This window comes from Acetoanaerobium pronyense, from assembly GCF_017874355.1.
Classification (GTDB): domain Bacteria; phylum Bacillota; class Clostridia; order Peptostreptococcales; family Filifactoraceae; genus Acetoanaerobium; species Acetoanaerobium pronyense.
The window spans coordinates 1-25,535 of sequence record NZ_JAGGLI010000015.1 but is presented as its reverse complement, the minus strand read 5'-3'; the positions used below and the strand labels follow the sequence as shown (position 1 = coordinate 25,535).

22 protein-coding genes and 1 riboswitch are annotated in these 25,535 nt (G+C 34.5%); of the genes, 19 read left to right on the top strand and 3 right to left on the bottom strand.

Annotated features, from left to right (window positions below):
- The 5 genes from J2Z35_RS07705 (at position 1) to J2Z35_RS07685 (ending at position 5,858) form a co-directional block, all read left to right on the top strand.
- A complete protein-coding gene (locus J2Z35_RS07705; protein ID WP_209660816.1) occupies positions 1 to 609 on the top strand; it encodes a V-type ATP synthase subunit D in 609 nt (202 codons plus the stop codon).
- A gap of 103 nt (positions 610 to 712) precedes the next feature.
- Positions 713 to 1,249, top strand: a complete 537-nt coding sequence (gene hpf, locus J2Z35_RS07700; RefSeq protein ID WP_209660815.1) for a ribosome hibernation-promoting factor, HPF/YfiA family — start codon at positions 713 to 715, stop codon at positions 1,247 to 1,249.
- Between the two features lie 274 nt (positions 1,250 to 1,523).
- Positions 1,524 to 4,217: a preprotein translocase subunit SecA gene (gene secA / locus J2Z35_RS07695; RefSeq protein WP_209660814.1), complete on the top strand. Its 2,694-nt coding sequence runs from the start codon at positions 1,524 to 1,526 to the stop codon at positions 4,215 to 4,217.
- Positions 4,217 to 5,321, top strand: a protein-coding gene (gene prfB, locus J2Z35_RS07690) for a peptide chain release factor 2 (RefSeq protein WP_408627179.1) whose coding sequence is annotated in 2 segments (ribosomal slippage) — positions 4,217 to 4,279 and positions 4,281 to 5,321 — 1,104 coding nt in all. Because the reading frame shifts where the segments join, the coding sequence is not laid out codon by codon here. The genes secA and prfB overlap by 1 nt, the downstream gene beginning before the upstream one ends.
- Positions 5,322 to 5,399: 78 nt before the next feature.
- A complete protein-coding gene (locus J2Z35_RS07685; RefSeq protein WP_209660812.1) occupies positions 5,400 to 5,858 on the top strand; it encodes a YaaR family protein in 459 nt (152 codons plus the stop codon).
- A gap of 87 nt (positions 5,859 to 5,945) precedes the next feature.
- Here J2Z35_RS07685 and J2Z35_RS07680 read toward each other — a convergent pair whose 3' ends face one another.
- Positions 5,946 to 6,809, bottom strand: a complete 864-nt coding sequence (locus J2Z35_RS07680) for a DegV family protein (RefSeq protein WP_209660811.1) — start codon at positions 6,807 to 6,809, stop codon at positions 5,946 to 5,948.
- Positions 6,810 to 6,981: 172 nt separating this feature from the next.
- Here J2Z35_RS07680 and bcp point away from each other — a divergent pair, with 172 nt between their 5' ends.
- From bcp to J2Z35_RS07655, 5 genes are all read left to right on the top strand, one after another.
- Entirely contained in the window at positions 6,982 to 7,443 is a 462-nt protein-coding gene (gene bcp / locus J2Z35_RS07675; protein ID WP_209660810.1) for a thioredoxin-dependent thiol peroxidase, read from the top strand.
- Between the two features lie 144 nt (positions 7,444 to 7,587).
- The gene (locus tag J2Z35_RS07670) at positions 7,588 to 10,101 is read left to right on the top strand and encodes a DUF6240 domain-containing protein (RefSeq protein WP_209660809.1); all 2,514 of its coding nucleotides are present in this window, start codon (positions 7,588 to 7,590) and stop codon (positions 10,099 to 10,101) included.
- Positions 10,102 to 10,386, top strand: a complete 285-nt coding sequence (locus tag J2Z35_RS07665; protein ID WP_209660808.1) for an EscU/YscU/HrcU family type III secretion system export apparatus switch protein — start codon at positions 10,102 to 10,104, stop codon at positions 10,384 to 10,386.
- An 86-nt stretch (positions 10,387 to 10,472) separates the two neighbouring features.
- Positions 10,473 to 11,309 (top strand): flagellin N-terminal helical domain-containing protein, encoded by an 837-nt coding sequence (locus J2Z35_RS07660; protein WP_209660807.1) that lies wholly within the window; start codon positions 10,473 to 10,475, stop codon positions 11,307 to 11,309.
- A 35-nt stretch (positions 11,310 to 11,344) separates the two neighbouring features.
- Positions 11,345 to 11,827, top strand: coding sequence for a flagellar protein FliS (locus J2Z35_RS07655; protein ID WP_209660806.1), 483 nt, complete (start codon positions 11,345 to 11,347; stop codon positions 11,825 to 11,827).
- A 129-nt stretch (positions 11,828 to 11,956) separates the two neighbouring features.
- Here J2Z35_RS07655 and J2Z35_RS07650 read toward each other — a convergent pair whose 3' ends face one another.
- Positions 11,957 to 14,017 carry a methyl-accepting chemotaxis protein gene (locus J2Z35_RS07650; RefSeq protein WP_209660805.1) on the bottom strand — a complete coding sequence of 687 codons (2,061 nt, stop codon included), beginning with the start codon at positions 14,015 to 14,017 and terminating at the stop codon, positions 11,957 to 11,959.
- 380 nt (positions 14,018 to 14,397) lie between these two features.
- Between J2Z35_RS07650 and J2Z35_RS07645 the strand changes: the two genes are divergently transcribed.
- The 8 genes from J2Z35_RS07645 to tsaD all read left to right on the top strand — a co-directional run bounded on the left by J2Z35_RS07645 (position 14,398) and on the right by tsaD (position 22,391).
- A complete protein-coding gene (locus J2Z35_RS07645) occupies positions 14,398 to 16,554 on the top strand; it encodes a Tex family protein (protein ID WP_209660804.1) in 2,157 nt (718 codons plus the stop codon).
- Between the two features lie 4 nt (positions 16,555 to 16,558).
- Complete coding sequence (locus tag J2Z35_RS07640) at positions 16,559 to 16,918, top strand: hypothetical protein (protein WP_209660803.1); 360 nt, start codon at positions 16,559 to 16,561, stop codon at positions 16,916 to 16,918.
- 95 nt (positions 16,919 to 17,013) lie between these two features.
- A riboswitch (FMN riboswitch) is annotated at positions 17,014 to 17,130 on the top strand.
- A gap of 113 nt (positions 17,131 to 17,243) precedes the next feature.
- Entirely contained in the window at positions 17,244 to 17,846 is a 603-nt protein-coding gene (locus J2Z35_RS07635; RefSeq protein ID WP_209660802.1) for an ECF transporter S component, read from the top strand.
- A 385-nt stretch (positions 17,847 to 18,231) separates the two neighbouring features.
- Positions 18,232 to 18,702 (top strand): tRNA (adenosine(37)-N6)-threonylcarbamoyltransferase complex ATPase subunit type 1 TsaE, encoded by a 471-nt coding sequence (gene tsaE, locus J2Z35_RS07630; RefSeq protein ID WP_209660801.1) that lies wholly within the window; start codon positions 18,232 to 18,234, stop codon positions 18,700 to 18,702.
- Positions 18,683 to 19,369, top strand: coding sequence for a tRNA (adenosine(37)-N6)-threonylcarbamoyltransferase complex dimerization subunit type 1 TsaB (tsaB, locus tag J2Z35_RS07625; protein WP_209660800.1), 687 nt, complete (start codon positions 18,683 to 18,685; stop codon positions 19,367 to 19,369). Before tsaE ends, tsaB begins: the two co-directional genes overlap by 20 nt.
- Positions 19,359 to 19,838 carry a ribosomal protein S18-alanine N-acetyltransferase gene (gene rimI, locus J2Z35_RS07620; protein WP_330623412.1) on the top strand — a complete coding sequence of 160 codons (480 nt, stop codon included), beginning with the start codon at positions 19,359 to 19,361 and terminating at the stop codon, positions 19,836 to 19,838. Before tsaB ends, rimI begins: the two co-directional genes overlap by 11 nt.
- A 206-nt stretch (positions 19,839 to 20,044) precedes the next feature.
- The gene (gene iscB / locus J2Z35_RS07615; protein ID WP_209660799.1) at positions 20,045 to 21,361 is read left to right on the top strand and encodes an RNA-guided endonuclease IscB; all 1,317 of its coding nucleotides are present in this window, start codon (positions 20,045 to 20,047) and stop codon (positions 21,359 to 21,361) included.
- Between the two features lie 13 nt (positions 21,362 to 21,374).
- The gene (gene tsaD / locus J2Z35_RS07610; protein WP_209660798.1) at positions 21,375 to 22,391 is read left to right on the top strand and encodes a tRNA (adenosine(37)-N6)-threonylcarbamoyltransferase complex transferase subunit TsaD; all 1,017 of its coding nucleotides are present in this window, start codon (positions 21,375 to 21,377) and stop codon (positions 22,389 to 22,391) included.
- 85 nt (positions 22,392 to 22,476) lie between these two features.
- Here the strand turns inward: tsaD and J2Z35_RS07605 are convergent, their stop codons facing one another.
- Positions 22,477 to 24,408, bottom strand: a complete 1,932-nt coding sequence (locus J2Z35_RS07605) for an ABC-F family ATP-binding cassette domain-containing protein (RefSeq protein WP_209660797.1) — start codon at positions 24,406 to 24,408, stop codon at positions 22,477 to 22,479.
- Positions 24,409 to 24,705: 297 nt separating this feature from the next.
- Here J2Z35_RS07605 and J2Z35_RS07600 point away from each other — a divergent pair, with 297 nt between their 5' ends.
- On the top strand, positions 24,706 to 25,341 hold the full coding sequence (locus J2Z35_RS07600) for a redox-sensing transcriptional repressor Rex (RefSeq protein WP_209660796.1): 636 nt from the start codon (positions 24,706 to 24,708) through the stop codon (positions 25,339 to 25,341).
- The last annotated feature ends 194 nt before the right edge of the window (positions 25,342 to 25,535 follow it).

Sequence of the window (25,535 nt, the reverse complement as noted above, 5' to 3'; positions counted from 1 at the left end):
ATGCAGGACCTTACTCCAACTAGAGCAAATCTAATCAAGTCAAAGGAAGCCCTTGAGTTTTCAAGAAAAGGGTATTATCTACTTGATAAAAAACGCACTGTTCTTATAAAAGAGATGATGAAGCTCACAGAACAGGCCAAGGAAATTCAAAGTAAGATAGGAGAGTATTTCAAAAAAGGATATAACGCTCTTCAGGTGGTTAATATGACCATAGGAATAGAAAATGTCCAAGAGATTGCCATGTCTATCCCTATTGATGAAGATGTGGATATACTTCATAGAAGTGTCATGGGACTTGAAGTGCCTATGACAGATTATGAAGAAAAGGGTAAAAGTCCTTCATATAGCTTTTATAGGACGAATCCTGCTATGGATATTGCAGTTGAGGACTTTAATAAAATAAAATACCTTGTATATGAACTAGCAGAAATAGAAAATAGCGTATACAAGATTGCAATGGAAATTAAAAAAACCGTAAAAAGGACGAATGCCTTAGACAAGATTATGATTCCAAAATATGAAGAAGATGTAAAGAGAATACAGGAGGTTTTGGAAGAAAAAGAGAGGGAAGATTTTTTTAGACTTAAAAAAGTGAAAAATAAGTTTTAAGTCCTTCATTTTGTGGTAAATAGTATGTAACTAGCAAAATACTCCAACTTATTATAGATATGGCATTGCTAGTTAGAACAAGCAATTGAAGGGAGAGGCTTTTATGAGAGTTATCCTAAGCGGAAAACAAATTGACGTAACAGATGCAATGAGGACTTCGGTCGACACCAAACTCTCAAGATTGGATAAGTACTTTAGCGATGAGGCAATAGCAAGAGTGACTGCGAGTGTGGTTAGAAATCTCCACAAGATTGAGGTGACTATTCCTGTAGGAAACACTGTAATGAGAGCAGAGGCTACAGATACAGATTTATATAATGCTACAGATATGGTTGTTGATAAGATTGGAAGACAAATTAGAAAGCACAAAACCAAGCTTATGGACAAAGGACATGAAACCATAAGATTTGAAAATGTAGAATCCTATATAAGACTTTCTGAAGAAGAAAACGAAAATGGAAAGATAGTAAAAAGAAAGAAATTTGGATTCAAGCCAATGTCAGAAGAAGAGGCGATACTTCAGATGGAGATGCTGGGACACAACTTTTTCGTATTTACTCACTCTGAGACTGAAGATGTAGCTGTTTTATATAAAAGAAAAGATGGAAACTACGGTATACTTGAAGCCGATGAATTTTAAAATTAAAACTTCATGTTAATATAAAAAATTGGGGATATGATAGATTTTTATCATTTCCCCAATTTTTTTGAGCTAAAATAAACTTCTAAATATTAATAAATTAAATTTAAAAATCATTGTAAATCTAAGGATTATAGGGGTTTCACTAACTTTTTCCATATATTACAAATTAGTTAATTATGGATTTTGGATACCTTAATTAATGCAAAAAAATACATAATTATGGTAAAATAGAGGGTATGATTGAAAAAAGAATAAGAAATGAGGTATTAAATTGGGATTCTTAGAAAACTTTCTCGCTAAGAGAGAAATATCGAAGCTACAGAATACTGTTAACACTATAAATTCATTTGAAGACAAAATATCAAAGCTTTCTGATAGCGAACTTGCAGGAAAGACTCAGGAATTTAAATCAAGGCTTGCAAAAGGTGAGACCCTTGATGATATACTGCCTGAAGCTTTTGCAGTTACAAGAGAGGCATCAAACAGAGTGCTCGGAATGAGACACTATGATGTCCAGCTTATGGGTGGGATGGTGCTTCACCAAGGAAGAATAGCAGAGATGAGAACAGGTGAAGGAAAGACGCTTGTGGCGACTCTTCCTGTATACCTAAACGCACTTACAGGACAAGGAGTTCACGTAGTTACAGTGAATGACTACCTTGCAAAAAGAGATATGGAGTGGATGGGAAAACTATACAACTTCCTAGGACTTACTACGGGAGTGATACTTCATGGCATAAATCAAGATCAAAGAAGAGCTGCATATAATGCGGATATAACATATGGAACAAACAACGAGTTTGGATTTGATTATCTTAGAGACAATATGGTTATTTACAAGAGCCAGATGGTTCAAAGACCACTGAACTTTGCTATAGTGGATGAGGTTGACTCCATCCTTGTGGATGAGGCGAGAACACCACTTATAATTTCTGGACAAGGGGACAAATCTACTGCCCTTTACACAATGGCGGATACCTTTATAAGAACTATTAAAAAAGAAGTAGACTACACCATAGATGAAAAAGGAAACTCAGCTTCTCTTACAGAAGAAGGGGTAGAAAAGGCTGAAAAATTCTTTGGAGTTGAAAACATAACTGACGTTTCAAATATGGAGACATACCATCATGTTAATCAGGCTCTAAGAGCTCATGCCATGATGAAAAGAGATGTCGACTATGTAGTTAAAGATGGAGAAATAGTAATAGTTGATGAGTTTACAGGAAGACTAATGTTTGGACGTAGATACTCAGAAGGACTTCATCAGGCTATAGAAGCAAAAGAAGGGCTTGAGGTACAAAGAGAATCAAAGACCCTTGCAACTATAACTTTTCAGAACTACTTTAGAATGTACAAGAAGCTTTGCGGTATGACAGGTACAGCTAAGACTGAGGAAGAGGAGTTCCGCTCTATATACAGAATGGATGTTGTCCAAATACCTACTAACAAACCTATAGTAAGAAAAGATATGGACGATGCTGTATATAAAAATGAAGTTGCTAAATACATGGCCGCAGTTGAAGAAATAGTTGAAAGACATAAAACTGGTCAGCCTGTCCTTGTGGGTACTATCTCAATAGAAAGATCAGAACTTCTTTCTGAGATGCTAAAGAAAAAAGGTGTAAAGCATGAAGTACTTAACGCCAAGAACCATGAAAAAGAGGCAGAAATAGTTGCTCAGGCTGGTAGATATGAGTCTGTAACTATAGCTACTAATATGGCAGGTAGAGGTACAGATATAATCCTAGGAGGAAATCCAGAGTTTCTTACAAATAAAGAGATGAAAAAGCTGGGCTATGAAGACCATACTATATCTATAGCCAGCGGATTCGGGCCTGTAGATGATGAAGAAATACTAAAAGCAAGAGAGCTTTATCACAAAATACATGAAGAGAAAAAGCTTGAGCTAAAGGATGAACAGAAAAAGGTAAGAGAAGTTGGAGGTCTTTGCATCATAGGTACTGAAAGACATGAGTCAAGACGTATAGACAATCAGCTTAGAGGTCGTGCCGGAAGACAAGGGGACCCTGGGGTTACTAGATTCTTTATATCTCTTGAAGATGAGCTTATGAGACTATTTGGTAGTGAGAGAATCATAGGTATGATAGATAAGCTTGGCATGGAAGACGATGTGCCAATAGAGCACAAGATGCTTTCAAAATCAATTGAAGGTGCTCAAAAGAAGGTAGAGGGCAAGAACTTCTCCATCAGAAAGCACGTACTTCAATATGACGACGTAATGAACAAGCAAAGAGAGATAATGTACAAAGAAAGAAGAAATGTCCTTGAAGGTGAGGACATGAAATCTGAGATTATGGACATGCTTGACAAGGCTATGGATAGAATTCTTAGCTTTTATATTCCAGAAGGCAGCTACCCAGAGTCATGGGATATAGAAGCTCTTATGGATAGAGTAAACAAGCTGATACATCCAAAAGAGCCGATAGAGCTTGGAAATATAGAAGACCTTACAAAAGAGGACTTAAAAGAAAAGCTTATTAACGAAGCCAATAAGATATATGCAGAAAAAGAAGAAATGATTACTTCTGAGAGAATGAGAGAGATTGAAAGAGTCATCCTACTTCAGATAGTTGATTCCAAATGGATGGATCATATAGATGCTATGGATCAGTTAAGACAAGGTATAGGTCTTAGAGCTATAGGACAGGAAGACCCTGTAAGAGCCTACCAAATAGAAGGATTTGACATGTTTGACGAGATGATTGCATCTATTCAAGAAGAGACTGTGCAGTATCTGTTTGGTTTCCAAATAAGAATAGAGGCTCAGCCAATAGAGAGAAAACAGATGATAAACATGGACAAGCTTCAGGAAAAAGGCGGTTCTCGTGAGGAAGAAGAAAAACCGAAGCAGAATAAAAGTAATAAAGTAGTAGGAAGAAATGATCTTTGCCCTTGCGGAAGCGGAAAGAAGTACAAAAAATGTTGCGGAAAGGATCTGGTATAATGCTGAATATCCAAGAGCATAGAGAAAAAATAGACCAGATGAGAGAGGCAATAAAAGAATTGAGGGTTTCTCTTTGACATAGATGGCCTTCTTTTAGCAAAGTCAGAGATAGACAAGGAAATGACAGAGCAGGGTTTTTGGGACGATGTAGACAAAGCCCAAGGGGTAATGCAGAAAAGCAAGGCTCTTGATGACAAGATAGGTAGCTTTAAGTCCATGGAGGATGAGTTCGAAGAGGTTGAAATCCTCTTTGAGCTTTCCCAAGAAGATCAGAGCATGGAAAAAGAGCTAAAATCTAAAATAGAAGAAGTCTATAAAAAAATAGAAGACATGAAGATAGCAACTCTCCTTGATGGACCATATGATATAAATAACGCAATACTTTCTATACATGCAGGTTCTGGAGGTCTTGATGCTCAAGACTGGGCAAAGATGCTCCTTAGAATGTATGATAGGTTTGCAGAAAATATGGGTTTTAAGGTGATTGAGCTAGATCTCATATCTGACCCAGAAGCTGGGATTAAGAGTGTGACCCTCAAGATTGAAGGATTCAATGCCTATGGATACCTAAAGTCAGAAAAAGGGGTTCACAGGATAGTTAGAATATCACCTTTTGATACATCAGGAAAAAGACATACCTCTTTTGCCTCTGTCGATGTAATTCCAGAACTTGACGATAGTGTAGAAATAGATATCAATCCTACTGATTTGAAGATAGATACCTATAGAGCATCAGGCGCTGGAGGACAGCATGTAAATAAGACTGAATCAGCAATCAGAATCACTCATCTCCCAACAGGAATAGTAGTGCAGTGCCAGAACCAGAGGTCTCAGCATTCTAATAAAGAAACTGCTATGAAGATGCTTATGGCAAAGCTAATAGAGCTAAAAGAGCTTGAGCATAAGGACAAGATTGAAGATATCCAGGGAGAATACTCTCAGATATCATGGGGAAGTCAGATAAGGTCGTATGTGTTTCAGCCTTATACCATGGTCAAAGACCATAGAACAAATGAGGAGATAGGAAATATCCAGTCTGTTATGGATGGAAACCTAATGCCTTTTATGAATGCATATCTTCAACATATCAAAAATCAAGGATAAAGTTTTACTAAAGATTGCCGATATAAGAATATGAAGATAAACTTATAAAATTACTTAAATTCTTATATGGAGGAAGTCATGCAGGGAATTAATCCTTTAGGCCCAAAAGGTATACAAGTGAGTCCAAGTCTGGATATCCAAACTAAAAAAAACGTAAAAGACCTCTCTCGTACAGCCTTTATGGAAAAGTTTGAGAAGATAAAGTCCGAAAATGTAAGAGAAGAGCTAGAAGAAATCTTTGGGAAGATTACTGATCAAGCTGATAAAATTGGGGAAAAAATGTACCTGAAGGATATACTTGAATACAAGAAGCTTGTAAAAGAGTTCCTTGGAGTTGCAACCCAAAATGCCCATCAGTTTGAGAACCAAAACTTTCTTGATAGAAGAGGAAGACATAGAGTCTACTCTATCGTAAAAACAGTGGATAGAGAGCTAGATACTCTAACAAGGGAGTTTATATCAGGTCAGATTGACCATATGGGAGTTCTAAAAAAGATTGACGATATTAGAGGTTTACTTGTAGATATTATGATGTAAAAGGTATATAAAATATAAAATCAAAACTCCGGACTCGATTGAAACCGGAGTTTTTTTCATGGGAAATTATATTTAGGAATTCATAAGTTATCTCATATCTTCATTTGTATAGTATGCAATCCCGATAGCCCCAGGACCCACATGAAGGCCGATTACAGGGCCAATATCGTGAATCTTTACATTTTCTATTCCAAGGATATCCTTTATTTGATTAGCCACAGCCTTAGCCTCATCAGTACAGTTGATATGATGAACCACTATATCCCCAAGACCTCCAAAATTTTTCATATCCTCCACTACCTTGTCTATGATAGATGAGATAGCTCTTTTTTTAGTTCTTACTTTTTTAAAGATACTAGTTACCCCATCTTCTACAGTAAGGATAGGAATGATTTTTAGCAGGTTTCCAAGCATTGCATTAGCTTTTCCTATACGCCCACCTTTTTCAAGGTAAACAAGGTTATGAGGAATAAATAAAAATCTGCTTCTTTTTATATTATCTAAAACTATTTTTGATATCTGGGCAATAGTCTTTCCTTCAATAGAAGCCGCCGCACCTATTAAAGCCTTAAACCCAAGCTCCATACAGTTTGACTTAGAATCTATAATATCTATATTGGCATTTGGATATTTTTCAAGAACCATATCTTTTGCCATATGTGCAGTGCTAAATGTACCACTCATCTTTGAGGATAGAAATACACAAAGAGCATCATCCCCATTTTTCACTATATTTTCCATTGAGGTTTGAATATCATCTATAGCTGGTTGAGAGGATTTTGGAATCCCCTTTTCACTCATAAGCTTATAAAAATGTTCATTTGTAATCTCAGTCTCTTTAAATACCTCCCCGTCAAACTCCACAGATAGAGAAACAAGGGAGATATCTAGTTCTTTTAGAATATTTTCTCCTATATAACTTGTACTGTCTGTGATTATCTTTACGCTCATAGTCTTCCTCCGATTCTGCTTTTGCCGTAGTCTTATATAAATTTATTTAATTATATCATAAAATTTAAGAAAACAACTCTAACATAAGGAAAGTATAGGTGTGCTTAGTTTCAAGAATAATAGGGTAAAAACCATAAGTAGTTATTAAATTTTTGAATACTGAGGTGATGAAATGTCTATAGAAGTGGGCAAAAAAGCTCCTGATTTTAAATTATTTGACACACAGGAAAGAGAAGTGAAATTAGAAGATTTTAGAGGAAGTAAGTTAGTACTGTTTTTCTATCCCAAAGCCAATACATCTGGCTGAGCAAACGAAGTTACTGCCTTTAGGGATGCTGAAGGAGAGATAAGTTCTTTGGGAGCTAAAATAATAGGGGTAAGTAAAGACTCTATAAAAAAACAAAAGAACTTTAAAGAAAAATACGAACTGCCTTTTGAACTTTTAAGCGATGAAGATGAGAAGATATGTAATGCTTATGGTGTGATAAAGGAAAAGTCCATGTACGGAAAGAAATATATGGGAATAGAACGAACTACATTTATAATCGATGAAGAAGGGATTATTAAGAAGATATTTGAAAAAGTAAAGGTCGCAGGGCATGAAAAACAGGTTATAGAGGCTTTAAAGGAATAAAAATTGAAGAATCAAAAGTTTAAATTAAAGATTCAAGGCTTATGTAATAGGCTTTGAATCTTTTTATTTAAGAATATGTATATCCTTTCCGATATTAATATAGTGAAGATTTGACACTTTGTTAATATGATGAGGGTGAAGATTATGATAAACACATATTCAAATAAAGGAAAGATTACAGGAAATGAAATAAGAAGTTCATATATGACAGGGCCTTCAAACCTAAAAGTAGAAGGAAAAATACTTTCTAAAGATGGAAAAAGCCTTAGAATAAAAACAAAAGGCAATGATGTATTAGATATAATAGTTAAAAAAGATATTGATGTAAAAAAAGGACAAACTCTTCTTATTTCAAGACGTGAAATAGAATCTATGAAAGTTGTAACTAAAGAAGATGAGAAAAAAGAAGAAAAAGATATAAATGAGTCAGAAGAAAAACTCAAGGAAATTGGACTAAAACCAACAAAAGAAAATATGAAATCCCTAAAAGCCATAAAAAACTACGATATTGCTCCAACAAAAGAAAACATAGAAAAGGTTTCAGCTGCCATATCTTCTCTTGAAAAAATGAAAGACTCATTAAGTCCTGATATCGCAGCAGCACTAGTGGATAAGGGATATGATATAGACTCGATGTCTATATTTGAGATTGAATCCAAAATCAAGGAGCTTCAAAATATAGAGCCTAGAGAAAAAGGGATAATTCAATCCATCTTTGGAAAAGAACTAAGTGAAGAAGATGCAAAAAAAATAGCCAAAGAAATATATGGAATGGAAATGGGAAAGGACATAATCGACGTAATCAAATCTTTGCATAAGCTGGATATTGAAATTACTAGAGAAAATATAGATAAGATCCATGATTTGTTTTCAAAATTGCACAATATAAAAGACATAGATTTTAAAGATATAATTGAATCCATAAAAAAAGAAGAGCTAACTATAGATGGACTTTATAGATTAAAAAACCAGATAACTGAATCACCATTAAATGTGGCTCAAACAGCAGATTATGGAGCTCAGCCATTTAGAAGTCTTACAGATAAAGACCTTGAGCTTATGGAAAAAGAAATTGTAAGGTTTATGGGTTCGATGGATATAGAAGAAAAGCATATAGATATAGCAAAGTCTATGCTAAAGAAAAATATGGAAATAAATAAAGCATTAGTTGAGCAAACAGCTATGGCAAGAGAAGCGTTAAAAGAGCTACAAAAGCTTCTTGACAAAGAGACTGCGGCTCTTCTTATGAAAGAAGGGGAAGATATTCTCAAAAAGGATATATTTGAGCTTCTTAAAATTGTAAAAGAAATAAAATCAAAAAAAGAAAGTTTTTTAGCTAAGGGCCTTGCAAAAGCGGATATAGAGATGGGAAAAGAGCTACTTAATCTAGTGAAATCAATAAAGAAAAATACTCTTATATCAGCAGATGAAAAGCTAGGAAGCTTATTAACTCAAAGAGGGAATAATAGTTTAGTGAAGGCTCTATTTGGAGAAAGTATGGTAAAGATACTTCCCAAGCAAGAAATACAAAGCCTGAGGGCATCATACGTATTGGGTGCAGTAAGGCAGATTAACCATATGGAAATTAATCACCTTAGAGAATCTGTAACCTTAGAGCTAATTGGGCGAAGAGCGGGGATAATTCCTATTCAAAATATAGATACAAGCCCTCAATCTATAAATAGAGAGCTAATGACAAAAGATGAAATAAGCTTATCTATAGAGAAAAAAAATGAAGCAGTAAGTCATTATGATTATCTAAGATCTACAGCTAGGATATATCATATAAAGAGTATGATTTCAACTGGAATAGATCCTATGAAAACTCCTATAGCAGAATTAAAAACCTATATTCAAAAATTTGAAGCAAAGTATAGTAGCTATGAGTTTTCATCTGTAAAATCTTCAGATATAGAGCAAGCTAGCGTTGATATGGCAAAGCTCTCCTTAGGCCTTTCTTTAAAAACAGGGATGAGAGCTCTTGATATAGCTCAGGGAAAAGCAGTTTTTACAGAAAACATAGATAGGATGATTGAGCAATCTAGAGAAAGAGACTTTGGAGAACTTTATAAAAAGTTAGAAGGGCTTGTAAGGCTTATGAGTGAAGGTCCAAAAGGAAACAAAGAAGAACAACAAGCATATATCAATCAGATATATTCGAATCTTAAAGAAGCAGAAGAACTTGTGAAAAGCTCTAAAAGAGAAGATAAGGATATTTTCCAACGATATATGAAAGAATTGAATGAAAATATCAAAGAGACCCATAGACTCAAAGAAAACTCAAGCATGATACAGATACCTTTTTATATGAATGGTGAAGGTAGCAATGCAAATGTATATGTTAAGTCGAAAGGGAAAGGAAAAAAAGGCATAGACCCAGAAGATATGAGCATACTGATGGATATAAATACTAAAACTTTAGGGAAATTAGGATTTTATATTAAGGTAGAAGGAAAAGAAATAAAGCTCAAAATATCAGGAGATAGCCCATATCTTAAGGATATGAAAACAGATGCAGAGTCCCTTGGAAACCTTCTAGAAGTATCTGGCTATAATCTTAAATCCATGGATATCTCATCTAAAGGAGAGGACTTAAAGGTTGAATTTGTGGAAGAGACTTCGGAAGAGATAAAGACTGGTCTGGATGTGAAAATATAGATGAAAGATAATGATATAAGGGATAAAAAAGCAATTGCAATAGAGTACTCAGAAGATATTGGAGTACCTAGAGTTACGGCAAAAGGTGAAGGATATGTTGCTGAGAAGATAATTGAAAAAGCTCAGGAACATGGAGTGGAGATGTATTATGACGAGGAGCTACTTAAATCACTGATGGCTATTGCAGTTGGTGAAGAAATACCAAAAGAGCTGTATGAAATAGTTGCAAAAGTTCTTTTATTTGTAGAAAAAATAGATGGAGTATACAAATACTCAAACAGATAGGCAAAACCGAACGTAAATAAAAGTAAAGAAAAGCTCTAAGCTGACGATAAATATAGGGTAAAGCTTAAATATAGGAGGGTTACTTAATGAGAATAAATACTAATATAGCAGCACTTAATTCCCATAGAATGCTTCAAGGAAATTCCTTAGCATCAGCTCGAAACTTGGAAAAGCTTTCATCGGGAAAAAGAATCAATAGAGCATCTGATGATGCAGCAGGACTTGCAATATCTGAAAAAATGAATGCACAAATCTTAGGATTAAAAATGGCTTCAAAGAACTCTATGGATGGAGTATCTCTAATACAAACAGCAGAAGGTGCACTTAATGAAGTCCACTCTATGCTTCAAAGAATGAGAGAACTAGCGGTTCAAGCGGCAAATGATACAAATCAATCTGAGGATAGAGAAGCTCTACAGGGAGAGATAGATCAGCTAATTGAAGAAATTGATAGAATAGGTACTAATACAGAATTTAATGGAATAGGACTTTTCAATGGAACTACGGTTTCAGGTACATTTATAGGTCAAAAAATAAAAATACAAAATGGAGCAAACTCAAATCAAATGGTTGAAATTGAGCTAAATAAAATTGATAGCACAGAGCTTGTATTAAGTGGAATAGGTGTTTCAAGTAATATAGACTCCAACCTTGCAATAGGAAGATTAGATGATGCTATATCTAAAATATCTGAACAAAGAGCTAAACTGGGAGCTTATCAAAATAGACTTGAGAAAACAATTGCAAATCTTGATAATACTGCAGAAAACCTTACAGCTGCCAGATCGAGAATCCAAGACACAGATATGGCATTAGAAATGTCAGAGTTTACGAAGTTTAATATACTTCAGCAGGCTGGTACATCGATGCTTGCTCAGGCAAATCAGCAGCCACAGATGATGCTACAATTATTAAATAGTTAATTTTTTAGGAAAACCTATTAGGAGGGAACCTATAAATGTCATATAAAGACGATTTGGCAATAAAAATAGCTACCTATAGCGGCGAGCAGATGGTGGCGCTTGCATATGAAGCTCTTATAGAAAACCTAGAAGAAGGTTCGAAATTAATGAAAGAGGGAAATAAAGAAGAACTTTCTAAAGTTCTTGACCATAATAGAGAAATCCTTGCCCACCTCACTGCTACTATGGGAGAAGAAGAGGATGAAATATCGTTTACCACAAAGCAGATATATCTTTATGTAAATAGGCTTATGACTGAAGGATTCAACAAGATAAGGCCAGAGCTTTTTGAAGAGGGAGCAAAGGTACTAACGCCTCTTAAAGATGGCTGGCATGAGCTTTCTATGGAGCTTGAAAAAATCGAAAATGAGAAGGACGTAAAATCTTCCGGAAATGCTAAAAAGGTATATGCAGGAGCTACTTATGGAAAGCAGGATATAAATATATATTCTGATTCTCAAAACTGGGATAAAGGTTAAATAAGAATTTTATTTATTAATGAAGTCACAAATTATTTTACACTAATCCTGTTAATGAAATAATCTAAGAATACTTTATTCAAAATAAAATGCGTATACAAGGATAGCCTCTTGTATACGCATTATTTTTTAGACTTTAAAGAATTTTAGTGATTCCCTCATTTTTCCAGTTAGATCCTTTAAGTCTATTGCTGATGCAGATAATTCTTGGGTCATAGAGGTTGTCTGTTCAGATGATGCTAATATCTCCTCAGCTGATGCAGCTACATTTTCAGACATTTCACCAACTCTGGATATTTCATTCAGTATTAAATCTTTATCCTGATTTATGGACTTAGATATTTCTGTGGTATTTTTTATTAATGGGTTTATTTGATCCACTGACTGTATTATTTCTTTAAAGCTCTTCATGGAAGTATTAATATTTTTACTTTGTTCTTCCATGGTATTGCTAACAGTTTTTGTCGAGTTTACCATATCCTCAGTATCTTTTGACACTAAAACAATGATATTATTAATTTCTTCGGAAGCTTTTCCGCTCCTTTCAGCTAATTTTCTAATCTCATCTGCCACCACAGCAAAACCTTTACCAGATTCTCCAGCTCGAGCAGCCTCAATTGCGGCATTAAGTGCCAAAAGATTAGTCTGGTCGGATATTGAATTTATTAAACTTGTTATTTCGTTTACTTGTGATATATTATCTTCCACAGAACTAACTTTGTTTATAAGGGATTCAAAATTAAGAGACATACTTTTGAATGAGCTTATAAGTTCATTCATTTTTTCATCACTTTCTTTTGCTAAAGAGCCTATATTTTCTGCAGAAGAGCCTACATGAATCATAGAGCCGTTCATTTCTTCTATTTTATTGCCAAATTGAAGCACTTTATTAGAGATTTCTCTCAGGTTTTCAAACTGAGAAGATGCATTTGTCGCTACATCAGATATAGCTAGTGCGACACTTTCAGCTGAAGCGCTCATTTGCTTTGAAGATTCGGCTAGATTTTGTGAATGTTTATCAATTTTCTTAGAGTTATCAATAAATCCAGTTATAATCTTTTTTAGTTCTAGTTGCATTTTGTCTAATGCTCTACCTATTCCTCCAAATTCATCTCTTCTAATTCTATCTTTTTCATCAAGCATATAGTTAAGGTTTCCTTCAGAAATATGGTAAGAAAAATCAGTGTATCTTTTAGCGATTTTCCCTAGTCGATTTGAAAAGAATATGTTGGCGACTGAAACCAAAACAATGGACGATAAACCTACTATTAAAAACAAAATCATCAGATTAGATAGGTTAGCATATACATCTGCATAATTAGCTTTTATTAAAATTATCCAACCTGTTTCTGGAATTTGATTATAAAACAGAAGGTATTTTTCATCATTTTCCTTATAAGAAAGAACTTCAAATTGAGTATCTTCTAATATTTCAGTAGAAAAATTTGAAAAAGCTTCATTTTCATCATCTTGAATTTTTAGGGACATTATTTCTTCATTTCTTGCTCCAGCTAAATATACTCCGCTACTTTCTATTAGGTAAGCATTTCCTCTATACTCTAAATCTATATTCTCTATTGTAGATCTAATACTTGTGATATCAATATCAACTGTAACTACTCCAATAAAATTTTCCAAAGAATTATAAATCGGATAAGATACTGTAATCATAGGAGTAGATGTAACTGGATCTTCATATGCTTCAGTCCATCCACCATCTTTATTAGAACCTACTACATACCATTCACTTTCCCAAATATTAAAATCATTTACAGTATACTCGTCACTAAATATTATTTCTCCAGAAGAATCTCTATAGACATATGGAGCATATTTTTCCATATTTTCAACTGCGTAAGGTTCAAACCAAAGTCCCATTCCCGTAGTCTCTGGATACATTTCTGTATAATTAATAAGTAGCTGCTCATAATCTTCTTCACTTAAGTTATCAAATGAAGATTTTATAGTCTTTGCTAAACTTTGAGCTATAATTTTTTCCTTTTGGAGAATTGAATCTATATGAGTAGCCGATTCATTTATTTTTGAACTCATTTCCGATTCGATTTGTGTTTCAATAACATCTGATGAGTATTTATACCCGATTATTGATACGGCCAAGATACTTACAACTAAAAACGGAATCACAAAAGCTAAAATTCCTATGGATATACTTTTAAACCCTTTTGCCAAGATATTTCCCCACCTTTACAGTTATATTATTATACTTGTTCTTACTTTGGTATTAAAAAGATTAGATTAAGTTATCACTTGAGATTAAAAGAGAAAGTAAGTACGACTTTTTCATTCTAACATAAGAAAAAGAGCATTCCAACCTAAGAAAGTGAGCATCCTGAACATAAAACAATGAGCATTATAATATACAGAAATGAGCATTTCAAAGAGCTAAATATTATGAATATGTAAAAAAATTGCATTGATATTGAGTTGTTTTGATGTTTTAAGGTTTCAAATGAGAATGGTTTATAAAATTTCCAAAGTATAGATTGTAGGAAAAATAAAGTCCCCTTTATGCTATAATTAGGTATAAATATTAAAACTAGAGGTGATTTATGGATTTATTAAAAATGCTTCAGGAGGAATTTTCATTAAAGGCTTATCAGGTTGAAAATACTATTGCTTTAATAGATGAAGGAAAGACAATTCCCTTTATTGCCAGGTATAGAAAAGAGCAAACAGGTGAAATGTCAGATACTGTGCTTAGGCAATTTGACGAAAGGTTAAAGTATCTAAAAAACCTCTCTGAAAGAAAAGAGCAGGTAGAGAGGATTATAGAGGAGCAGGGAAAGCTTACAGAGCTTATAGTTAACTCCCTTAAAAAAGCATCTACCCTCCAAGAGGTAGAAGATATATATCAGCCATTCAAACAAAAAAAGAGAACAAGGGCAACTGTTGCAAGAGAAAAGGGTCTTGAAGGGCTTAGTGATATCCTTTTAGAAGGAAAAGAATCTTTGGATAAAAGGGCATCAGAATATATAGATATAGAAAAAGGTGTAGAAAATGAAGAAGATGCTATAGCTGGAGCTATGGATATTGCCGCTGAGATTATTGCAGATGACTTTGACCTAAAAAAACTCCTTAGAGATATAGTGTTTAGAGAGTCTATACTTGAAACCTCTGTAAAAAAAGGAAGCGAAGAGAAAGAAGACTTTCTGACATACAAGATGTATCACGATTATAAAGAGGTGTGTAGTAAGATGCCATCTCATAGGATACTCGCAGTGAACAGAGGAGAAAAAGACGATATACTTAAAGTAAAGCTAGAGCACCCTATGGACAAAGTATTATCCCTTTCAGGAAAAAAATATATTAAGTCTGAGATTCATAAAAGCCATATGAGCCTCGTAATTGAAGATAGCTTAAAAAGGCTCCTTATACCATCCCTAGAGAGAGAGCTAAGATCTTTAGTTACTGAAAAAGCTGAGGAAAGAGCTATACAGGTATTTGGAGAAAATCTGGGAAATCTCCTTATGCAAAGCCCTATAGCTGGAAAAACTGTACTTGGATGGGACCCTGCATATAGGACGGGATGTAAGATAGCTGTAGTTGATGATACCGGAAAAGTCGTAGATACTACAACTGTATATCCCACTGCACCTCAAAACAAGGTTGAAGAAACTAAAAAAACTATACTTTCCCTTATAAATAAATATGATGTGGATATAATAGCAATTGGAAATGGAACGGCTTCGAGAGAATCGGAAACCATAGTTGCAGATATAGTAAAGGAAGCTTCGAAAAAAGTGAGCTTTGTAATAGTAAGTGAGGCTGGGGCATCTGTATATTCTGCATCTGAGCTTGGGGAAGAAGAGCTTCCTGATTTAAATGTATCTCTTAGGGGAGCAGCATCTATAGCAAGAAGACTACAGGACCCTCTTTCAGAGCTTGTAAAAATAGATCCAAAGAGCATAGGGGTAGGACAGTATCAGCACGATGTAAATCAAAAAAGACTTGCAGAGGTACTTAGTGGAATTGTAGAAGATAGTGTAAATAAGGTAGGGGTTGATTTAAACACTGCTTCTTTTGCAATACTTCAGTATGTTGCAGGTATTAATAAAACAATAGCTAAAAATATAATCAAATATAGGGATGAAAACGGAAAATTCAAATCAAGAAAAGAAATTCTAAAGGTGCCTAGACTTGGGCCAGCAGCATACGAGCAATGTGCCGGCTTTTTGAGAATCAAAGAATCAGGAGAGTTTTTGGATAGTACAGGAATACATCCAGAATCCTATAAAAATACAAAAATGCTCTTAGAAATACTTAAGGTCACACCAGAGGAAATAAAGGAGACAAAGGGGCAAATCATCTCCCAAAAATCTAATGGTCTAGACCTTACGGAAATATCTAAAAAGATTGATATAGGGCTTCCTACTTTGAAGGATATAATTAAAGAGCTTTTAAAACCAGGTAGAGATATAAGAGAGGAAGAGGGCGGTCTAGCTCCTATCCTTAGGTCCGACATACTAAAGCTAGAAGACCTAAAAGAAGGTATGATACTTAAAGGCACTGTAAGAAATGTAGTGGATTTTGGAGCCTTTGTGGATATAGGAATAAAAAATGACGGTCTTGTTCATATTTCTCAGCTTTCTGATAAGTTTGTAAAGAACCCTATGGAGGTAGTATCAGTAGGAGATATAGTTGAAGTGAGGGTAATAGGTATAGACTTAAATAGAGGAAAGGTTTCTCTTTCAATGAAAAAAGGATAGAAAAATGAATGATTTTAGTAGATACTGTGAGCTTATATATGAAAATCTTGAAAATATAAGAAAAAAATCCGAAAAATTATTTAAGGATAATGAAATTAGCAAAGGAGCTTACTCTACTCTCTTGAGCGGTATTGATAAAGGATTTTATTTGCTTGAAAGACATTGTATAAGAGAAGAGAATATAACAAATCATAAAAAAATAATACATGAGGCTTCTAACATATACTCCATAATAAGGGGAGCGATTTTTGTTTTAAAATTAAAAAATCGTGATAATCCAATTATATGTAGTGAGGTAGAGAAACTAGATAAGAGCATAGGCGCTCTGTGGGATATGTTAATTATAAGCAGGGATGAAGAATAAAAGTATGTGATTTTTAATACAATATTTTAATGAATTTTGCTAGTTAACATTGACTATCAAATGAATAAGTATTATAATTAAAGAGTAAAAAGAATATTGTTCTTCAGGGCAGGGTGAAATTCCCGACCGGCGGTTATAGTCCGCGAACCTTAATTGGTTGAGCTTGTGAGATTCAAGCACCGACAGTAAAGTCTGGATGGGAGAAGAGAGATAGTTTTGTAGCCAAATGCCTGGAGATATTTTCTCTAGGCATTTTTTAATTTTTTCTACATAACTCATATCTTCTCTATAATAAAATTATATTATTATAGGAGGAATTTATAAAATGGAAAGAGCAATTGCAAAACCAAGATTTACAACTTCAAATATGGTAAAGATATCTATACTGGGAGTGCTTTCATTTATTATAATGAACTTTAGCTTCCCACTACCACTTACCCCAGCATTTTTAAAGCTTGACCTTTCGGATATGCCATCTATAATTGGTGGATTTGCTATGGGTCCTGTAGCAGGGATTACTATTCAGCTAATAAAAAACATTCTTCATTTTATTACTAGAACAAGCACTGGTGGAATTGGAGAGATATCAAACTTTATAGTAGGTGGATCATTCGTACTTATATCAAGCGGTATATATCATATTAACAAAACTAAGAGAAATGCAGTAATTGGAAGTATAGCTGCTACAATAGGTATGGCAATAGTTGGAGCACTATCAAACTACTTTATAATTATCCCTTTTTACTCAAAGCTAATGCCAATTGATGTAATTATATCTATGGGAACTGCTGTAAATGCATTGATTACAGATAAGTTTACTCTTGTGCTTTATGGAGTAATACCTTTCAACTTAATCAAGGGGATTATATTATCTCTAGCTACAGCTTCGATATACAAAAAGGTTGCACCACTTCTAAAGACTAGATAATGATAGATAGTGAAAAAGGCTTTAATAAATAAAAATTTTATATAAGCGCCCTAGAGATGAACTGATTCATTAAAGGGTAAATTTTACAAATAAATGCTTGAGTCTCCTATTATTGGAGACTTTTTTATTTATAAATACAAAAAAGTTTATTTAATCCTTTAGTAATTCTATTTTGTTGATATACAGAGTATTAGTGAAAGTTTTCATGCTTTAAAAAAAGAAAGATTTTATATGCAGAAATTTCCTGTATTTGGTATAATAAGAGTTTGTAAAAGATAATTTAACTCTATGATGACTGCTTAAGCTTTATGAAACTTAGCTTAAGGGTTTACTTTAATTTAATGAAGAATATAAAAGTATATTTTAGAAAGAGCAGGAATTAGATATGATATATTTGAAAAATGAGGAAATTACATATAAATTTGGTAAAAAGCTTGGGAATCTTCTTGGAGCAAATGATGTAGTCACACTAAATGGAGATCTTGGGGCTGGAAAAACGACGATGACAAAAGCTATAGCAAAGTCTCTTGGGATAGAGGACTCTATTACAAGTCCTACTTTTACTATAGTTCAGGAATATGAAGATGGAAGACTTCCTCTTTATCATTTTGATGTATATAGAATTGCTGACCCTGAGGAGATGTACTATATTGGGTTTGATGAGTACCTTGCTAAGGGTGGAGTCGTGATTATAGAGTGGGCTCAGATAATAAGGGATGTTCTTCCTAATGAGAGACTTGATATAGAGCTTCATTACAGTGAGGATGGAGGAAGAGTGGCTATACTTACTGCCTATGGAGAGCGATATGAAAACATAATTGAGGAGCTGATAAAAGATGAAGATTTTAGGAATTGATACTTCCTCGGCGTCTCTATCTCTAGGGGTAATAGATGACAATGTATTGAAAGGAGAGTTTACCCTTAATCATAAGCTGACTCACTCAGAAAACCTTATGCCCCTTATGGATAATCTTCTAAAAAGTCTTGATCTTACTCCAAAGGATATAGACCTTATAGGAGTTTCTATAGGGCCAGGTTCGTTTACGGGAATTAGAATTGGAGTGTCTGCTGCAAATGCTATGGCTATGGGACTGTCCATAGATGTAGTAGGAATATCCTCACTTGAGGCTATGGCATATGGGGTGAAATATTATGATGGTGCTATATTTGCAACCCTAGATGCACAAAGAGAAAGGGTTTACAGAGGAATATATACATTTCAAAATGGAGAGTTAAAATGTCTTAAAGAGCCTGATGTAGTGGAGCTTGAAGACCTTAAAAAAGAAGCCGAATCTTATGATAGGCCTATGATACTTGGGGACGCTTCTTTGATGGACGAAGATGTCCTAAATTACTTTAAATGCCCAAGAGCTGATGAGATGATAATCAAGGCATCTTCAGTGTGTCACTTAGCAAAAAAATATCATAAAGAAGGAAAAGCGGGCTTTGCAGACCCGGTATATCTTAGAAAATCCCAAGCGGAAATACAATTTGAAGCGAGGAACAAAACCAGTGAATTATAAAGCTGTAAAAATGAAAAAAGAGCATATAGATGGAATATATAGGATAGAAGAGCTATCCTTTCCAGACCCTTGGAGCAAAAAATCATTTACTGAAGAACTAAAAAACGAAAGGGCACACTATCTTGTAATAGAAAACGAAGAAGGAATAGTCGTGGCATTTGGAGGGTTTTGGGACATAGTAGGTGAAGCTCATATCAACAATATAGCTGTCCATCCTGATTTTAGGGGAAAAGGACTTGGAAATATCATTGTAGAGGCTCTTATTGAGGAAGCCAAAGATTTCAAGCTAACTGATATGACCCTTGAAGTAAGAGCTTCAAATCAAACTGCCCAAAATCTATATAAAAAATATGGATTTAAGATTGCAGGTTTAAGAAGGGAATATTATCTAGATAATAGGGAAGATGCGGTTATAATGTGGAAGCATATAGAGGTCATAAACCACATGCCTAAAGGCATGGGCTTGTAAAGGCCTATTATGACCAGCCTAAGTTCTTAGAGAACTACGATATTTCTGTCATGATACCCTAGAATGCTTCCTTAGTTCTAGGTTCTATCGAGTAGTATTAAACAATTCTAATTGGTAGGAATAGTGTGCTACTTGCAAAAAGCGGTTATATCATTGGCGAAGGGACTGTTACCGTTAGTTTACTAACGAGAAAGGAGAAATCCATTATGGTGTTTGTATTAGATACAGACAAAAATCCTCTGGATCCTTGCCATCCAGCAAGAGCCAGAAAATTACTGAAAACAGGCAAGGCTAAAATTTTTAAAAAGTATCCGTTTACTATTATTTTAAATAAGCGGATCGAAGAGATAAATAAGCATCAGTATAGGCTTAAAATTGATTATGGCTCAAGATGTACTGGACTTGCAATACTAAAAAATAGTAAAGAAGTTATATGGCTAGGACAAATAGAGCACAGGACCAATATTAAAGAAAAACTAGACACTAAAAGAGGCCACAGGAGATTTAGGCGTAACAAATTAAGGTATAGAAAGCCTAGATTTAGCAACAGAAAGCGTAAAGAAGGCTGGATTCCACCATCTTTGCAAAGCAGGGCTAACAATATCTATGTATGGGTAAATAAACTTAAAAAATTAATACCCATTACTCATATCTCATATGAAAATGTTAAATTTGACACTCAGTTAATGCAAAATGCTGAAATAAGTGGCATAGAGTATCAGCAAGGGACTTTGCAAGGGTATGAAATTAGGGAGTATCTGCTAGAAAAGTTTGGCAGAAAGTGTTCTTACTGCGGAAAGCAAAATATTCCTTTAGAAGTTGAACACATTATCCCTAAATCAAGAGGTGGAAGTAACAGGGTAGATAATCTTTGCATATCTTGCCGTACTTGTAATCAAAAAAAAGGAAATCAAACTGCAGAAGAATTTGGGGATCCAAACATTCAAAAGCAAGTTAAGAAATCCTTAAAAGATTGTGCAATACTTAATGCTACTAGGTGGAAAGTCTACGAATTATTATCTAATACTGGACTTGAAGTAGAATGCGGCACAGGAGCAAGAACTAAGATGAATAGAATTAATTTAAAGCTGCCTAAGGACCATCACTATGACGCAATTTGCATAGGAAAGTCTACTCCTGATGAAATCATATTTAAAACAGATAATGTTCTATATATCAAGGCACTTGGAAGGGGCAATTACAGTAGAACTACATTGAATAAATATGGATTCCCTAAGGCATATCTACCAAGACAAAAATATTTCTTTGGTTTTCAAAGTGGAGATATGGTTAAAGCAGTAGTTCCAAAAGGAAAACATAAAGGAATATGGTATGGAAGCATAGCCTGTAGAAGTACAGGAAGCTTTAACATTAACTTGATTAAAGGAAGAATACAAGGAATTAATCACAAGTACTGTCAAATAGTGCAAAGATTTGATGGATACAAATATATTATAGAAAGGAGAGAAATGGAGTTATCGCATTCCTCCCAACCCCTAGAAGGGTGGGCTTCCTGCGACTAAGTTCTGTGAACTAATGAAGGATTTGATAAGTCTTGCAATAGAGACTAGTTGTGATGAGACTTCTGCTGCGGTCCTTAAAAACGGCAGAGAGGTTCTTTCTAATATAATAATGAGTCAAATAGACATACATAAAAAGTTTGGGGGAGTCGTTCCTGAAGTGGCATCGAGAAACCATGTGAAGGATATAAATCCGGTGATTATAGAGGCTCTTGAAAAAGCTAGCATAGGGTTTAATGACCTTGATTTCGTATCTGTAACCTATGGTCCTGGACTAGTGGGAGCCCTTCTTATAGGTCTGTCATCTGCCAAGGCTCTTGCATACGCTCTTGATATACCTCTTGTTGGAGTCCACCATATCGAAGGACATATTGCAGGAAATTATATAGCCCATAAAGACCTAGAGCCCCCTTTTATATGCCTTGTGGTTTCTGGGGGGCATACCCACCTTGTAAAGGTAGAGGATTACGGAAAATACGAAATACTGGGTAAGACGAGGGATGATGCTGCAGGAGAAGCTTATGATAAGGTAGCAAGGTCCCTTGGCCTTGGATATCCAGGAGGTCCTCTTATAGACAAGCTTGCAAAGGAAGGGGATAAAAGTGCTATTAAGTTTCCAAGGACATATCTTGATGATAGCTATGATTTTTCTTTTTCCGGTCTAAAATCGGCTGTCCTTAATTATCTAAACTCCATGAAGATGAAGGAAGAGGAGATTAACAGGGCTGATGTTGCTGCATCTTTTCAGGAAGCTGTTATTGAAGTTCTTTCAAATAAGGCTATAAGGGCAGCAAAGGAATTTTCCATGACAAAAATTGCAATAGCTGGAGGGGTTTCTGCAAATAGTGCCCTTAGAGAAAGATTAACTATTATGGCAAAAGAAAACAACCTTGAATTTTACTATCCTCCTATGGAGCTTTGCACGGACAATGCAGCTATGATAGGTAGTGCAGGATATTATGAATATATAAGGGGGTACAAATCAGACCTCAATCTAAATGCTAAGCCATCTCTTAGACTTGGCCAAAAATAAAACTAAAATCCTAAAGTATTCAAAGTGAGCTCAAGCAGTCTGCTCTTATTTGAATAGTTTAGGATTTTTTGTATTAACTATGAAATTAATTTACTTCCTCTAAAAGCTTTTCCCAGAGCTCAAGTAAATCTCCAAGCTCATTATTTAAGGCTGTTTTTAAATCCGTTATTTCCATTGATTTTTCTGGATTTGAATAAACCTCTTCTTTACATAGCTCGTGGTCAAGGTCTGTAATTTGCTGCTCTATAGCATGAATCCTATTTTCTGTGTCTGTAAGCTGTTTTTTAAGCTTTCTTTCTTCCTTTTCCTTTTCCTTGTCTTTTTTCCTTTGAACCTTAAGCTGAGTCTTGGTAGAGGAGTCTTCGGTCTGATTTTCAAATTCCTTTGCAGCTTTTTCCATTGCCTTTTTTTCCATATAGTAATCATAGTTCCCAAAATACTCTTTTATTTCTTGATTTTCAAGTACAAGTATTTTATCTGGAACCTTATTTAGGAAATATCTATCGTGAGATATTACAAAAACTGTTCCTTCATAGGCGCAAAGGGCATCTTCAAGTACTTCTTTAGATTCTATATCAAGATGGTTGGTAGGCTCATCAAGAAACAGAAAATTTGAATCTGAAAGCATTAGCTTAAGTAGAGATATTCTGGCCTTTTCTCCACCACTTAATGTACCTACAAGCTTGAACACATCATCTCCGAAAAATAAGAATGCTCCAAGCATGGACCTAAGGTCAGCCTCTTTAATGTGGGGATAGGTAGACCATACCTCATCAAGTATGTTGACCTCATGATTTAAATCATCTCTATCTTGGTCGAAATATACAGGGAGTACGTTGGTTCCAAAAGTAATCTCACCCTCGAAATTCTTGTCCTCTCCAAGAAGAATATTAAAAAGAGTAGACTTTCCAGCTCCATTTGGTCCTATTAAAGCTATTTTTTCTTCCCTATATATGTCAAGATTGACTTCTGAAAAAAGTGTTCGTTCTCCATAGGATTTAGAAACACTCCTTATTTTCATTACATCTTTGCCGCTTTTTATTTTAGTATTAAAGGTTATCTTAGCCTTTTTCTTTAGGTAATTAGGCTTTTCAACCTTTTCCATTTTATCAAGAAGTTTTTCTCTGCTTCGTGCCCTTTTGACCTGTTTTTCCCTTCCAAAGGCTTTTAATTTGTCTATTACCTCTTGTTGCCTTTTGATTTGAGATTGATTTTCTTCATAGGTTTTGAGAGCAATTTCTTCGTCCACTAGCCTTTGCTTTACATAAAAAGAATAGTTTCCGTTATATATTTTTAGTTCCCTTGAAAAAAGCTCATAGGTCTTGTTTGTAAGCTCGTCTAAAAAATATCTGTCATGGGAGATTACAAATATAGTTCCCCTATATTGCTTTAAAAAGCTTTCAAGCCACTGGACGGAATCTGTATCAAGATGGTTGGTAGGCTCATCAAGAAGCAGTATATCAGGCTTCTTTAGCAGGAGCTTTCCTAGCATCAACCGAGTTTTTTCTCCTCCTGAAAGCATTCTTACCTCTTTAGAAAAATCCTCTTCTTTAAATCCAAGCCCGATAAGAATGCCTTTTGCTTCGGAGTTGTAGGCATACCCATTTATTTTGGTAAACTCCTCTGTCTTTAAGGAATATTGCTTCATGAGTCTATCGAGTAAAGTGAAATCCTCTTTTGCTCCAGCATCAGAGATCTCATGTTCTAAGATTCTAATTTCTTTTTCAAGGACCATTACTCCCTCAAATACAGTAAGGACCTCCTCTAAAAGTGTATTAGTAGTTGCAATTTCTGTATTTTGAGCAAGGTATCCAATTGTAAGGTCTTTTCCAAAATAGATTTCTCCATTGTCATAATCAAGCTCACCTGTTATTATTTTAAATAGAGTGGTTTTTCCAGCTCCGTTTGAGCCTACAAGTCCTATACGCTCTCCCTCGTTGATACTAAAGGATATATTTTCTAAAATAGTATCAATCCCGAAGGTTTTCTTTATGTTATTCATTGCTAAAGCAATCATTTATGAAGCACCGCCTAATTCTATAATTAAAAATTCACTAGTTGTTAAATAATATGTTAACTACACCATTTTACAGGGTAATTATATATTCATCAACACCTTATTATAAAGACATGGACTATGAAACTACGTAAACATATAAATTAGTTGATATTTATTATTAATTATAATATCGTATGTAGTATAAAAAATTCTTATGCACTATATAGTATCTATGGGAGATGTTCAATTGACAAAGCATTATAGTATCGTTATAATTATAACAAATAAATGGAAGTACGAGATGGAGGAAGTACAATGTCTAAAAAAGTTTCTATGGCAGTAATTAGAAGACTGCCAAAATACCACAGATATCTAGCTGATCTTCTAGATAAGGAAATCTACAGAATTTCATCTAAAGAGTTAAGTGAAATAATTGGATTCACAGCTTCTCAAATAAGACAGGATCTTAATAATTTTGGAGGTTTTGGACAACAAGGATACGGATATAATGTAGAAGAGCTTTACAATGAGCTTTCAAAAATACTAGGACTAGACAAAAGCTACAACACGATAATCATGGGAGCTGGAAATCTAGGACAGGCAATAGCGAATTATGGAGGCTTTAGAAAATCGGGATTCAAGGTAAAGGCTCTCTTTGATGTGAATCCTAGAATGATAGGGCTTAAGATGAGAGATCTTGAAGTACTAGATGCAGAGGATGTAGAAAAATATATTAAAGAAGAAGATATTGAGATTGCTGTAATATGTACTCCAAAGGACAGAGCTCAAGAAACAGCAGATAAATTAATTGCTGCAGGAATCAAAGGAATATGGAATTTTGCTCCGACTGATATCACTGTACCAAGTGATGTAAAGGTTGAAGAGGTAAATCTTTCAGAAAGTTTATATGTTCTTTCGTATATGCTTAATGAAGGAAACTTAAATAAATAAAAATTAGTCAATGAAACCTCATCTCAAATCAAAGTATAATACTTTGTAATAGGATGAGGTTTTGTTTTATCAATAAAAAAGGGGCTGTCGGGAAAAGGCGTTTTTTGAACGATGAACCCTAAAAATTAAAAATCCTAGATTATTAAAGACATTCAGAAATGTAAATGTTTTAAAATAATCTAGGATTTTTAATA